The organism is Halorubrum rarum, from assembly GCF_048380895.1.
In the GTDB taxonomy this organism is placed as follows: domain Archaea; phylum Halobacteriota; class Halobacteria; order Halobacteriales; family Haloferacaceae; genus Halorubrum.
The window spans coordinates 26641-39798 of sequence record NZ_JBLWMN010000013.1 but is presented as its reverse complement, the minus strand read 5'-3'; the positions used below and the strand labels follow the sequence as shown (position 1 = coordinate 39798).

Sequence of the window (13158 nt, the reverse complement as noted above, 5' to 3'; positions counted from 1 at the left end):
GTGTCAGGCTTCGAGACACCGGACGCCGTCCGTATCGGGATCCAGTCGGATCCGCCCGCCGATCGGCAGCGGCGCGATCGGCGTGGTGTGTCCCCAGTCGAGACCGAGCACGACCGGCGCGTCCGGATTGTACCGGTCCACCTGTGCGACGATCGCGTCGTACAGCCGCTCACGGTACGCCATCCGTCCTTCCGCCGGCGGCTCTCGCAGGAAGCTTCGAGTCGGTGGACGGCCGACGACGACGCCGTCGAACCGCTCCAACAGTCCGCGCTCGCCGAGACACAGCAGCGTCGCGCCGACCGCCTCCGGTTCCGGGACCGTCTCGGCGGTTTCCAGACAGAGCACGGCTCCGTCGAGCTCCGCCGGCTCCGGGAGATACCGATCCGCCGCCAGCTGCCACTCAACGATCGCCCGCGATCCGCCCCACAGCCGACCCTCGACCTGTCGGTCGGCACCCTCCCACCGCCGGCCGGGGTTCGGCTCGTACGCCGGCGACGATCCCATCTCCGAGGGGTCGGTCCACCACGTCGACGGCTCGTCGGTCCACTCGTCGGCGGGTTCGATCGCGCCGATCGACGCGTCGAAGAACGCACGCCGACAGTAGCGTTCGGTGTACGTGGGCAGTTCGCCCGGGACCGCGAGCTCGTTCATCAGCTGCCCGCCGTTGTACGAGACGATCCCCGCGTTCCACAGCAGGAGCTGGAGGTTGGTGTTGTCGCTCATCCCGAAAAACCGGGGCGGGTTCTCGCGGAGCGTCTCGGGATCGAGATGCTGTAACACCCGCAGCTGGTCGCTCCCGCCGATCGTGGCGATTACCCCTCGGATATCGGGGTCGCGGAAGGCGGCGTGGACGTCTGCAGCGCGGGCACGCGGGTTCGCGGCGAGAAACGCGTCGCCCTGTCTGGCGGTCGGATAGACGACCGGTTCGAGGTCGAACCGCTTGCGGAGTCGACGCAGACCGAGATCGAACACGTGTCGGGCGTTCTGTGCCCCGCCGCTCGAGGGCGCGATCACGGCGACGCGATCGCCGGCCTCCAGCGGCGGCGGCGTCACGAACTCGCTCATGCGGGAGGGGTGACGCGTCGTCTACTTAAAACCGCTCGTGAGTGGTATCATACCACACACGAAGTCTCGTCTCACATCGATCCTGCACTCCGTCGGCCGGTGATCTCGGTCGGTTCGAGCACGTACCAGTCGAACTCGACGGTCGACGGATCGCGACTGAACACGTCGACCGAGGCGAGTTCGCTGTTGGCGAACACGGTCAGCGCGTCGCCGCTCCGGACCTCCTCCGCGGACAGCCGCGTCAACGACCCGACGACGACAACGCTGCGCCACCGGTCCGGTCGTTCGTATCGCGAGACGACTAGCGACACCGACGCCGACTCATCGAGACGGGCGCGTTTCTCGCTCCCCTCGAACCTCGACATGTGCGTGTATGCCACCCGCTCGTCGGGGTCGTACCCGTACGACATCGGAACCGCGTACGGCGGGTCCCCGCCGAACGCGAGCGTTCCGTACCCCTGCTCGGCGAGGAACGCGTCGATCTCGGCGTCGGTCATCGTCGCGGTCCGAGCCACGTCGGGGTCGGCCGGTGACGAGTTTGGGTTCGACTCGGATGCCGACGAGTTCGGTTCCGAACCAGGTCTCGTCGCTCCGGCGTCATCGCTCGGCGTGGTCGTGTCGTCGATCGTGTCACCGTCCTCGACGACGTGCGCGAAAAGCGACGTCAGCATGTGCAGCGTCGCGTCGTCTATCCCCGCCGGGTCGAGGTGTGCGTGCACGTCGGCTCCGGCTCCCTGTAGCGTCGCGAGAACTGTGTTGAGAAAGCGATAGATGAGGTCCGAATCGTGGTACGGGAGCAGTGACTCGAGGTCGCGCAGGCAGATCCTCACCGGCTCCTTCCCGTCCTCCCAGTGTTCGAGGAGACGGGAGAACGCGACGGAGATACCGGTCAAATCCTGTGGATCCACGCGAGAGGCGTACAGCGGGGTTCCCTCACCGACTTCCGAGGACTCCGACTCCTCGTCCGCGCGCGGCGTCATGATGATCACCGCGGCCTCGGAGGGGTCGTTGATCTCGCGCAGCTGTGCGTCGAGCGCGTCCCTGAGTTCGTCGAACGACTGTGCAGTGGTGAACTGAACCACTCGATACGGTCGGTCCGTCTCGTCGAACACCTCCGTACAGAACGCCTCGGTCGGATCGAGCGACTCGGACTCGAGGTGTAGCGCCGGTCCGGATGCGACGTCGTCGCTCCCGCCGTCGGTCTGGCTCATACCGGAACCGACAGCCCGTCCCGTAATACGTCTTGGTGAATCCCGGCGACCGCTCCGGCCCCGGGCGACTACGGTGCCGTCGCGAACCGCTCCGGCTCCGGGCGACTACGGCGCGTAGTAGTACTCACCGTCGCGTTTCTGCTGGCGGTCCTTCTGGGAGTCGGGCTTGTTGATCCGGGGGCGACCCGTCCGCTCGTCGCGGCGGAACGTGATGTCGAGGTCGGCGAGGAACTCGTTCATCCCCTCCCGCATCTCCTGTGGCGGTGTGGCGTGTCCGCGCTCGGCGGGCTCGCCGTCGAACACCATCAGGCGGTCCGCGAGGAGGTCGATCATGTAGATGTCGTGGTCGATCACCATCACGGTCGCGTCGTGGTTCTCCGCGTATCGACGGATGGCGGTCGTCGCGCGAACCCGCTGTTCGACGTCGAGATGCGCGGACGGTTCGTCGAGCAGGTACAAGTCGGCGTCCTCGGAGAGACACGCCGCGATGGCGACGCGCTGACGCTCGCCGCCGGATAAGTCGTTCAGGTTCTGTTCCATGATCCGGTCGAGCTGGAGGGGTTGTGCGACCTCCGTGTTCCAGTACGAGGAGCCGAACTCGTCGGTGATAGACGAGAGGAACACGTCGACGCGCATCGGCTGATCGATCTCGATGTACTGCGGCTTGTACGCGATGTCGAGCTCGAAGTCGAGTTCGCCGCTGTCGGGGTCGAGAGAGCCGGCGAACAGCTTCGCGAGCGTGGACTTTCCGATCCCGTTCGGGCCGACGATCCCGAGCACTTCGGACTCGTGGATCGCGCCGCCGTCGACGTGAAGCTCGAACTCTCCCTCGCCGTACGACTTCGAGAGGTCCGGGTACTCGACCAGCGGCGTCCCCTTCGAGGAGACGCGGGGGGCGTGCTCCTCGAAGGTGATGGCGCTCGGTCGGATCCGCATGTTCTCGTTGTCGAGGTAGCCTTTGAGGTACTCGTTGATCCCGTTGCGCACCGACTTCGGGTCGGTGATGACACCGTACGCGCCCGGCTCACCGTACGCGACGTGGAGGGTGTCGGCCAGGAGATCGAGGATCGCGAGGTCGTGCTCGACAACGAGCATCGAGCGGTCGGTCGTCTCGTCGTTCGCCAGCTCCTGGATGAGTCGCGCGGCGACCATCCGCTGGCCGATGTCGAGGTACGGCGTGATCTCGTCGAGGAAGTAGAAGTCGGCGTCGCGAGCGAGACACGCAGCGATGGCGACGCGCTGGAGCTCGCCGCCGGAGATCGAGTCGATGTCCTGATCCATCACCGGTCGGATGTTCAGCCGGTCGATGAGCCCGTCGAGCGCGCCCCGCTCGTCGGTTCGCTCCAGCAGATCCCGGGTGTTGCCGTCGAACTGCTTGGGGATCTGGTCGACGTACTGCGGCTTACGCGCGACCGTGACGTCGCCGCCCTCCAGCGCGGCGAGGTAGTTCTGTAATCCGGTGCCACGGAAGCGGTCGAGCACTGCCTCCCACTCGGGGTCCTCGGTTTCGTGGGACCCGAGGTTCGGAACCATCTCGCCCGCGAGCGCGTGGACCGCGGTCGACTTCCCGATCCCGTTGGGGCCGAGAATACCGGTGACGCTGCCGGGCTCCGGCGTCGGCAGGCCGTACAGCGCGAAGGCGTTCTCGCCGTATCGGTGGACGGGATCCTCCTCGAGCTCCGAGGGGAGGTTGATGATCTCGATCGCGTCGAACGGGCATTTCTCGACGCAGATACCGCACGTCTCGCCGAGACAGATCTCCTCGGAGATCCGGATCTGGTCCGGGTCGCCCTCGATCGTGTCCTCGCCGCGCTCGGTGATACACTCCTTGCCGGTCCGGTTCGGCGGGCAGTAGTTCGCACACTCGTAGCTGCATCGGTCGGGCTGACAGCGGTCCAGATCGACGACGGCGATGCTGTCGTCGGCCATCTACAGCGTCACCGCCGAACTGAGCAGGATCGTGTAGCTGATGAACCACAGCGTGAACGTCATAAACGCCACGTAGAGGTTGTCCTTTACGCCGAAGTCGCTGACGCCGATGACCTTGTACAGGGGGTACTGTGCGAGGACGAACACGCCCATCACCAGCACGGCCATCGTTTCGCCCGCGTTGGCGGGGTCGGTCCCGACGTAGACGGCCGACACCACGCCCGCAGCGATACCTGCGAGACAGCAGATCGTGGTAACGACCACGCTTCGGGTATGACCCGTGATTCCCGACTCGTCGCTCATACGTACGTGTCCGCTACCGCCCGTGAAAAGGTGTTCGTTCCGCCGAGCCGGGAGCCGACCGACCGCAACGGAATGACACGGTCCGCAACGAGGGATCGATCCGATCCCGAGTCGATGACCGACCCGACCGTCCGCCGATCGATCCCCTCCACCAGTGACACCCATCAGTGACACATGCACCGTCCGCGCGCGAGCCGATCCGCTGACTGACTGGTCAGTTCAACCCGTGATTACCGGCAGATATCACCCACACATGGGGTAGTATTAGGCTTATTTTGCCGGTTTCTGCGTCGGATCGGTCGGTGCTCCATCAACATTTATGGCTGTGTACGGTTTGCATCCGTCACGATGGCTGGAACCCAACAGGAGAGTCTCGACGACCTCCCACCGAGCGCGAAACTCGTCTTCAAAGTGCTCGAGTACAACGGTCCGCTGACGCAGAAGGGGATCGTACAGGAGTCGATGCTGTCCGCCCGAACGGTCCGGTACGCGCTCGAACGACTGGAGGGTATCGGGGTCGTCGACGAGGACGTCTACTTCGCGGACGCCCGACAGAACCTCTATCAGCTCACCGAGCCGGCCCAGGAGCTTACCGGCGACGACTGCGAGGCCTCGTGTACGGCTGACTAGCTCCGCTCTTCCGCCGAGATATTCTTTGCGCCACGGATCGCCTCGCCGATCGTGAGTGTCACGGCGACCAACAGCGCAAACGTCACCGTCAACACGACCGCCAGCAGCAGGAACCACAGCTCCGGGCCGACGATCGGGTAGTCCCGCGCCTCCGTCAACGGCCCCAGCAGTTCGAACGTCCGGACGAGGTACAACCCCGCCGCGAGAACGACGCCGGCAACGGCACCGATCCGGACGTTGCGGTAGAACTCCAGCGACTCGAGCAGGACGAGCATGGGCGGTTTCTCCGGTTCGTCGTCGCTCACACGTGGGCGTAGTTCCCGCGACAGCAAAGACGCATCGGACCGTCCCAGCGACTGGGACCGCCCGTGATCGCGAGGGGCACCACACACCGCGTGGGATAGCGAGAATCGACCGGACACTTTTACGTGTTCCTCGGAAATCTCGAGATATGCGCACGCTCGACGAGACGGACAGAGAGATCCTTCGGCTCCTGCTGGCGGACGCCCGCCGCGCGTACAGCGACATCGCCGACCGCGTCGGACTCTCGGCACCGGCGGTCTCCGACCGCATCGATCGCCTGCGGGAGGCGGGCGTCATCGAGGGGTTCACGGTGCGGATCGACGGCCGTGAACTGTCGGCCGGACTGGAGACGCTCGTGACGATTCGGTCCGCTCCGGCGGACGCGGCGGACGTGTACGAGTCGCTCGTCGACCACGAGCGCGTCGAGCACGTCTTCCTCACCGCCGAGGGCGACGTGACCGTCTCAGCGCGGATCCCCGACGGCGACGTCCGGGGACTGGTCGACGACGCGGTCGGTTTGGCGTCGGTCCACGAACTCTCCGTTCGGGTCGTCGACCGAGCCGACTGGTCGCCCGCGCTCGGCGACGTCGACCTCGCGGTCGACTGCGTCGAGTGCGACAACACCGTCACCGCCGAAGGGGAGTCCGCCCGCATCGACGGCACGCTGTATCACTTCTGTTGCGGCTCCTGTCTGCGCAACTTCGAGGAGCGATACGACCGCCTCTCCGAGGGAGCCTGACGCGATCGACGGGAGCGACGTCGCGGTCGGGGCGGTCGAAACGGAAAGTAACCTACTTGAGTCCGGGCGGGTTACGCGTACTCGCAGTCCCGTGGTGTAGTGGCCAATCATAATGGCCTTTGGAGCCATTGACGGCGGTTCGAATCCGCCCGGGACTATCCTGCGGCGAGCAACCCGCGAGCCGCAGATATCCGACGGATTCGAACCGCACTCGCTCCCGTTCGCTCGCTTTGCTCGCTCACCTCCCGCTCCCTGGTTCGAATCCGCCCGGAACGACGTACTCGGCGGTATCGTCGGCGAGTCGATCACTGCAGCGCCGGTTGGAGAGCCGTCTTCTCGGCGTTGTGACGGTCCCCAGACCGATGAGTGCGGACGTACCTGCGACGATCAACGCCAGTTATGAGTTCGCCAGCCTCTCCGCAGCCCCTTCGGGGAGTTCTTCGCGTCGGGAGTGTTCCGGACGTGACAGCTCGTTGCCTCCTCGTATCCGACGAGGGACGCGTATCGACGACGATCGCATGCCTCGTGATCACATATATCATTTTTAACCATGGAGTACGGACGACGGCCATGGATCACAGCCGGTACCACGATGCGGTCGTCGCCAAGCGACGGGAGCACGGGTTCGACGTCGTCGACGAGTGGACGAACGGGTTCGATCCCGTGTGGGCCGCTCGCGACGAGGATCCGACCGTCGGGGACGTACATCTGCTCGCGACCGTCGTCGACGGCACCGACTACGGCCCGTCGGCGGTGGTCGAGACCGCAGACGACTTCCGCGAGCTACTGCTCGAACGGGTCGTGAACCCCGGCGGCTCGACGACGCCGATCGGCTACGTCGTTGTCACCGTCCCCGCCCCCGACGAGGCGCTCGTCGAACGGGCGACGTCGTATACGGTCGCGAAGCGCCGGACGAACGTGTTCCCGCTCGTGTACGACCGCGCGGCGCGGCGGCTCCACACGCACTCGATCCCGCGGCTCAAGGGACGTGGGATCTACCGGAGACAGGTCGACGACGCCGAACGACTGTTCGACGTCCCGGACGTCGACGGTCGCTCCCGTTCGCGGTCACCGTAGCACGGACCAGTCAACGCCCGAGCCGACGCTCGCTCGGACCTCCGTTAGCTGGACGGAGACGCGAAGACCAATCGCGTGGCGACGCGTGCGGCACCCTCGGTGGCGGCCTCGGCCGGATCGTCAGGCGTGATGACCTCGATATCCCGGTCGAGCTCCTCGCTCAGTCGATGCTCGAACGCCTCGGCGAGTCCGGGGATACACGCCATCCCGCCGGTGACGACGACGGGCCGGCCGAGGGCGATCTGGGACGATTTCAGGTGGTCGGTCGCGAGTTCGGGCAGAAACTCGTTTGCGACGGCGTCGACCGCGTCGTCGATGTACCGCTCGACCGGCTCCCGAACGGCGCGGTCGACGGTGAACTCGCGGCTGTCACCGTCGGGCCCGTTGACGACGTCGGTGAACGGCTCGAAGTCGGACACGTCGGCGTGCTCCTCTTTGTACTCGCGGGCGGTCGTTCGATCGACGTGGACGCGTCCCTCAGTCTCCGCGTCGATGGCGGCGGCGATCCGACGGTCGACCTCGGTCCCGGTGACCGACTCCGTCGAGAACGGCGAGAGCTGCTCGCCGCGACGGTACGCACACGCCGTGAGCGTCGTCGCACCCGTGTTCACGGATACGAACACCTCGTCTATCGCGTCGAGACCGTCACCGAAGGCCGGAATCGCTCCGCACAGGGATTCTGGGAGGCATCGAACGGCGGCCTGACCGATCTCGGATCCCTCGATCACCACCTTCAGGTTTCGTATCCCGGTCTCGGTGTCGACGGTCGGGACGGCGTACACGACGGCGCTGTTCGCGGGAACGTCGTGGGCGTCGACGAGCGCTGCGAGGAAGCGCTTCGCGTCGGCGACGCGCTCCGCGTCCACGGGGAGCCCCGATCGAAGCATGAACCGTTCCGTCTCGGGACGCTCGGTCGGTGCGCCGTGGCCGAACCGGGCCCGCTCTTCGCCCGTGGTCTCGTCCCCGTCCGTCGCCGGACGGGTGAGCACGGAGTGACGCTCGCGCGTACCGTTCCCGTCCGGGAGATCGAGCACCGTTCGGGTGCTGCCGAGTTTCACGCCGACCGGAGCCGGGGCATCGCCACCGTCGAGCCGCGTGGGTTCATCGTCGCTCATGGTCGTCGCTCACGTACGAAGCGAGCCGAACAAGGGAGACGAGACTGATCCGGTGGTCTGCGGGAGTGAATGGCCTGTCGTGACGTGGCGTCTCGAAGCCGTGCAGGCGGCGTTCGAACGCGTCCGCGACCGCCGGCGCGATCCAGCCGATCTCCGTGTAGTACGACAGCGCGTCTCGGCTCCGAACGTGTCCTCCGACGTCGACGAGGTAGCCGAGCCACTCGCCGATCTCGTGTTCCGCGCCCGGCGATGCCGGGACCGCCGAGAGGTACGGTCGCTCGCCGTCGGTGACCTCTCGGAGGCCTCGTTGGCGCTGGAGGAGTTCCGTGAACGCCGCCGAGCGGACCGCCTGCTCCGTACGGGTTCGGCTCGGCTCACGGGCCGTCCGGCTACGAGGCGCGCCGTCGGCGGCGGGTCGGCGAGTTCCCGCAATCGATCGCAGCTCCCGCACGTCGTATCGTCGTGGATCCAGGGTCATGTTCGGTCCGTGGCTCGCGTTCCTACGGGAACCGTCACGAACACGGTATATGAGGGTTCGGCCGTGGCTATCAGAACTGAGAGACGTGGCTACTCGTCGTCGGCCCACGGGAGTGGTTCGGTACACCAGTGACAGAAGTCGATTTCGGCGTCCGTCTCGCGTCCGCAGTTCGGACACTGGATCGCCGATGGGACCTCGTCGCCGGCGGGTGCGTCCGCAGTCACCGCTCCCTCGGCGGGCGACGACTCGTCGATGACCGACCATGCGGCGTCGTCGTCCGCCGAGGACCGTCGACGAATCACCGCCTCTGCCGCCTCCGCCCGTGCCGCGGCCGTCTCGTCCTCCCGGCCGATGAGGTACGCGTCGATCGCGGACAGCGTCACGAGGACGGCGACCGGCAGCGACACCTCGAGCGGAACCGCGGTGGCGAACGTCGACGGGGCGGCCAGCGGGTCGATCGGCTCCACGTCGTAGAGAAGATACAGCGCGATTGTACCGCCGACGATCGTACCGTGCCACACCAACGCACGGCCCCAGCGTCGCACCAACACGTGTCCGAGCCCCGGCAGAACGAACGCGAGAAGCGCCGCCAGAAGGGGCCGGAGCCTGTTTCGCATACGACCCGCTTTCGGTGGGACGTATTTACCGACTGCGGTGTTCGGTTCAGCGGGGGTCGCCCCGACGGTACCCGATCCGGTCAGCGATCCGCGCAGTACTCGACGAAGTTACGGAGGATCCGAAGCCCAGTCTCGCCGCTCTTTTCGGGGTGGAACTGCGTGCCGAACACGTTACCCGCCTCGTTGGCGACGACGGCCGGGAAGTCGATGCCGTAGTCCGCCGTCGCGACGACGGCGTCCGGGTCGTCCGGTTCGGCGTAGTAGGAGTGAACGAAGTAGGCGTACTCGCCGTCGACGGACCCGCCGACGGGTCCACCCGTCTGCGAGGCCGCTGATCTCGCTTCGTCAACGCCGTCGACGATCGGGTGAGTACGGACGACCGAAAGCTCGTTCCAGCCCATGTGTGGCACCTTGCGGTCGATATCGAACCGAACGTTCGTTCCGGGGATCAGATCGAGGCCGGTCACTTCGCCTTCCCCCTCGTGATCCGCCTCCTCGCTCGTGGTGAGAAGCATCTGCATCCCGAGACAGATCCCGAACAGCGGTCGCCCCGCCTCGGCGTGGTCTGTCAGCGCCTCGCGGAGCGGTCCCGCGTTCTCCATGCCCTCGCGGAACGCACCGACGCCGGGTAAGACGACGCCGTCGGCGGCCGCGAACGCCTCGGGATCGTCGGTTATCTCCACGCTCGCGCCCGCTCGCTCCAGTCCGCGGGTCGCGGAGCGGAGGTTTCCCAGACCGTAGTCGACGAGGACGACGTCGGCCAGCGTCTCCGCGGGCGGCTCGAAGGTGCTCATAGGTCACGTTCGGTCGGCAACCGAGAAGTCGGTTTCCCTTCGTACAGACGAGGGGTGGCGAAACCACGGGGTGCGTGGGCGTCGACTCGTCAGAACTCGCCGAGCCGAGACTGTCCGCCGGAGCCGTCCGCGATCCCGGCCAGCTCCGCGGCGCGAGCGATCGTGTCGAAAAAGCCCTCGCGCTGGCTTCGGTCGTACAGCGTCGCCGCCGGATGGACGGAGAGCAACACTCGTCGCGACGCACCGGCGAGCCGGGCGTCGACGACGTCTCCCGATTCCGCGGTGATCGCGACCGAGCGATCGAGGAGGTGCTCGCTCGGGACCTTCCCGAGCGTCACGACGAGTTCGGGATCGAGCCGATCGATCTCCGCGTCGAGGTAGCCGCGGCAGTTCGCCAGCTCCTCGGCCCGCGGATCGCGGTTCTCGGGGGGTCGACACCGGACGCAGTTCGTGATGCGCACGTCGGTGCGTGCCAGTCCAGCGTCCCGGAGCGCCTCGTCGAGCACGTCCCCGGACCGCCCGACGAACGGCTCGCCCCGCTCGTCCTCGTTCGCGCCGGGTCCCTCGCCGACGAACAGCAGGTCGGCGTCGATCGGGCCGACGCCGTTCACGATCCGGCTCCGCGAGTCGACGAGCGCCGGACAGCGCTGGCAGGCAGTCACGCACAAGTCGTCGTCGAGACCGGGGCCCTCCTCGTCGGTCATGTCGCTCCGTCCGTCGCGGTCGCTTATAAGGGCGGGCGATCGGCTCGGCTCGTGCTTATAAGGGCGGGCGACCAGTCGGCTCGTGCTTATAGGAGCACGTGCGCGTCTCGACTCACACTCATAAGCGATCGCGTGGTGAACGGGGATACACGGCGACCGGGCCGACCGCACGGCCCCGCACCTCACTCCTCCCCAACCTCGCAGCCAGCCGGTCGCCGGACCGTTCGGCGACCGGCTGGCGGCTCCCTCGCGGACGGTTCGCACCCATGGGCGCGAACCGGCACGCCGACCGCGGTGGCGTTTATAAACCGGGGTCGACGTTCGGTTCCGGAATCCGCCCGCCGTATGTGGGGTCGAATCGGTCGCGCGGAGTCGGATCGGGTCGCGCGGAGTCGGACGGGTGGCACGGAGTCGGATCGGGTCGCGCGGAATCGGATCGGATCGCACGGAATATCGTGGGTACGAGTGACACACTCACGAAAACGGTTAAAGCCCGCTACCGCTTACGAGCGGGTATGAGCGCTGACCGGTCCGCGTTACGGCGGACCATCGAGCGTGGCGAGCGCGACGGCGGCGCGATCGAGTTCAAGGAGCGGCTGACACGCGAGGTCCACCTCTCGGAGGGGCGCATGGAGTCGCTCGTGGCGCAGCTGCGCCACCGAGTGCTCTCGGGGGACGGCGAGGCCACCTACGTCCTCGGCGTCACCGACGACGGGGGGCTCGCGGGCATCGATCCCGACGCGTTCTCGGAGACGATGGACGTGTTGTCGCTGCTCGCGGAGGAGGCGGACGCCCACATCGCGGACGTGGAGACGTGGAGCGCCGGCTCGGCCGGCAACGGCGACCGGGAAGGGCTCGTCGGGCTGGCGACGTTGCGGGAGGGCGGCATGTTCGAGGCGGACGACGACCACCTCGTCGTCGGCACGGCGGGCCACGTCGATCACGGCAAGTCGACGCTCGTCGGAACGCTCGTCACCGGCCGCGCCGACGACGGACAGGGAGGGACTCGCGGGTTCCTCGACGTACAGCCCCACGAGGTCGAGCGAGGGCTGTCCGCGGACCTGTCGTACGCCGTCTACGGCTTCGCGGCCGACGCCGACGAGCCCGTTCGGATGGAGAACCCGCACAGAAAGAGCGACCGGGCGGGGATCGTCGAGCGTGCGGACCGGCTCGTCTCGTTCGTCGACACCGTGGGCCACGAGCCGTGGCTCCGGACGACCATCCGTGGGCTGGTCGGCCAGAAGCTCGACTACGGGCTCCTCGTCGTCGCGGCCGACGACGGACCCACGAGGACGACGCGGGAGCACCTTGGGATCCTCCTCGCGACCGAGCTCCCGACGATCGTCGCGATCACGAAGGCGGATGCAGTGAGCGACGACCGACTGGCCGAGGTCGAACGCGAGGTGGAGTCGATGCTACGGGACGCGGGCCAGACCCCGCTTCTGGTCGACCGCCACGGCGTCGACGTCGCGATCGCCGAGGTCGGCGACGGCGTCGTTCCGCTGCTCCGGACCAGCGCCGTCACGAAGGACGGTGTCGACGAACTCGACCGACTGTTCGAGGCGCTCCCCAAGCGGGCGACGCCCGAGCGCGAGACGTTCAGGATGTACATCGACCGCAGTTACAAGGTGACCGGCGTCGGCGCGGTCGCCTCCGGGACGGTGCACTCCGGTGCCGTCGAGGCGGGCGAGGAGCTCCTGTTGGGGCCGATGTCGGACGGCTCCTTCCGCGAGGTGGAGGTCCGCTCGATCGAGATGCACTACCACCGCGTCGACGAGGCGACCGCGGGTCGGATCGTCGGCATCGCCCTGAAAGGCGTCGCCGAGGAGGAGATCGAACGCGGCATGGCGCTCGTCCCGCGCGACGCCGATCCCGAACCGACCCGGTCGTTCGAGGCGGAGGTAATGGTGCTCAACCATCCGACGCGGATCCGTGACGGGTACGAACCCGTCGTCCACCTCGAGACGCTCTCGGAGGCGGCCGTCTTCTCGCCGGAGGGGGGACGGTTGCTTCCCGGCGACACGGGACGGACGCGCGTTCGGTTCAAGTTCCGACCGTACCTGATCGAGGAGGGGCAGCGGTTCGTCTTCCGGGAAGGGTCGAGCAAGGGCGTCGGCACCGTCACCGACGTCGGCGGCACGACCGACGGGAACGCCGTGAGCGAGTAGGGTAGGATAGGGTAGGATAGGGTAG

Annotated in this window: 14 protein-coding genes and 1 tRNA gene; 5 read left to right on the top strand and 10 right to left on the bottom strand. The window is 67.1% G+C overall.

The window, feature by feature from the left end:
- Positions 1–3: 3 nt before the first annotated feature.
- From ACNSN7_RS11030 to ACNSN7_RS11015, 4 genes are all read right to left on the bottom strand, one after another.
- A complete protein-coding gene (locus ACNSN7_RS11030) occupies positions 4–1065 on the bottom strand; it encodes a S66 family peptidase (RefSeq protein WP_418282338.1) in 1062 nt (353 codons plus the stop codon).
- A 71-nt stretch (positions 1066–1136) separates the two neighbouring features.
- Complete coding sequence (locus tag ACNSN7_RS11025; RefSeq protein WP_418282337.1) at positions 1137–2276, bottom strand: pyridoxamine 5'-phosphate oxidase family protein; 1140 nt, start codon at positions 2274–2276, stop codon at positions 1137–1139.
- Between the two features lie 105 nt (positions 2277–2381).
- Positions 2382–4205 carry a ribosome biogenesis/translation initiation ATPase RLI gene (locus ACNSN7_RS11020; RefSeq protein WP_418282336.1) on the bottom strand — a complete coding sequence of 608 codons (1824 nt, stop codon included), beginning with the start codon at positions 4203–4205 and terminating at the stop codon, positions 2382–2384.
- The gene (locus tag ACNSN7_RS11015) at positions 4206–4508 is read right to left on the bottom strand and encodes an EMC6-like membrane protein (protein ID WP_418282335.1); all 303 of its coding nucleotides are present in this window, start codon (positions 4506–4508) and stop codon (positions 4206–4208) included. It lies immediately after the preceding gene.
- A 348-nt stretch (positions 4509–4856) separates the two neighbouring features.
- Between ACNSN7_RS11015 and ACNSN7_RS11010 the strand changes: the two genes are divergently transcribed.
- Positions 4857–5138 (top strand): ArsR family transcriptional regulator, encoded by a 282-nt coding sequence (locus ACNSN7_RS11010; protein WP_418282334.1) that lies wholly within the window; start codon positions 4857–4859, stop codon positions 5136–5138.
- Here the strand turns inward: ACNSN7_RS11010 and ACNSN7_RS11005 are convergent.
- Complete coding sequence (locus ACNSN7_RS11005) at positions 5135–5443, bottom strand: DUF7536 family protein (protein WP_418282333.1); 309 nt, start codon at positions 5441–5443, stop codon at positions 5135–5137. The genes ACNSN7_RS11010 and ACNSN7_RS11005 overlap by 4 nt on opposite strands.
- A 146-nt stretch (positions 5444–5589) precedes the next feature.
- On the opposite strand from ACNSN7_RS11005, the gene ACNSN7_RS11000 reads away from it, so the two are divergent.
- The 3 genes from ACNSN7_RS11000 (at position 5590) to ACNSN7_RS10990 (ending at position 7257) form a co-directional block, all read left to right on the top strand.
- Positions 5590–6180 carry a winged helix-turn-helix transcriptional regulator gene (locus ACNSN7_RS11000; protein WP_418282332.1) on the top strand — a complete coding sequence of 197 codons (591 nt, stop codon included), beginning with the start codon at positions 5590–5592 and terminating at the stop codon, positions 6178–6180.
- Positions 6181–6265: 85 nt separating this feature from the next.
- Positions 6266–6338, top strand: a tRNA-Gln gene (locus ACNSN7_RS10995).
- Between the two features lie 412 nt (positions 6339–6750).
- Positions 6751–7257 carry a hypothetical protein gene (locus ACNSN7_RS10990; protein WP_418282331.1) on the top strand — a complete coding sequence of 169 codons (507 nt, stop codon included), beginning with the start codon at positions 6751–6753 and terminating at the stop codon, positions 7255–7257.
- A gap of 44 nt (positions 7258–7301) precedes the next feature.
- On the opposite strand, the gene ACNSN7_RS10985 is transcribed toward ACNSN7_RS10990, so the two are convergent.
- The 5 genes from ACNSN7_RS10985 to ACNSN7_RS10965 all read right to left on the bottom strand — a co-directional run bounded on the left by ACNSN7_RS10985 (position 7302) and on the right by ACNSN7_RS10965 (position 10965).
- Entirely contained in the window at positions 7302–8372 is a 1071-nt protein-coding gene (locus tag ACNSN7_RS10985) for an actin-like salactin (RefSeq protein WP_418282330.1), read from the bottom strand.
- Positions 8359–8850, bottom strand: coding sequence for a FlaD/FlaE family flagellar protein (locus tag ACNSN7_RS10980; RefSeq protein ID WP_418282329.1), 492 nt, complete (start codon positions 8848–8850; stop codon positions 8359–8361). Before ACNSN7_RS10980 ends, ACNSN7_RS10985 begins: the two co-directional genes overlap by 14 nt.
- Before the next feature lie 89 nt (positions 8851–8939).
- Positions 8940–9467 carry a DUF7575 domain-containing protein gene (locus ACNSN7_RS10975; RefSeq protein ID WP_418282328.1) on the bottom strand — a complete coding sequence of 176 codons (528 nt, stop codon included), beginning with the start codon at positions 9465–9467 and terminating at the stop codon, positions 8940–8942.
- An 80-nt stretch (positions 9468–9547) separates the two neighbouring features.
- Positions 9548–10261: an imidazole glycerol phosphate synthase subunit HisH gene (hisH, locus tag ACNSN7_RS10970; RefSeq protein ID WP_418282327.1), complete on the bottom strand. Its 714-nt coding sequence runs from the start codon at positions 10259–10261 to the stop codon at positions 9548–9550.
- Between the two features lie 89 nt (positions 10262–10350).
- Positions 10351–10965 carry a uracil-DNA glycosylase gene (locus ACNSN7_RS10965; RefSeq protein WP_418282326.1) on the bottom strand — a complete coding sequence of 205 codons (615 nt, stop codon included), beginning with the start codon at positions 10963–10965 and terminating at the stop codon, positions 10351–10353.
- A gap of 515 nt (positions 10966–11480) precedes the next feature.
- Here ACNSN7_RS10965 and ACNSN7_RS10960 point away from each other — a divergent pair.
- Positions 11481–13133, top strand: a complete 1653-nt coding sequence (locus tag ACNSN7_RS10960; protein ID WP_418282325.1) for a GTPBP1 family GTP-binding protein — start codon at positions 11481–11483, stop codon at positions 13131–13133.
- Positions 13134–13158: the final 25 nt, after the last annotated feature.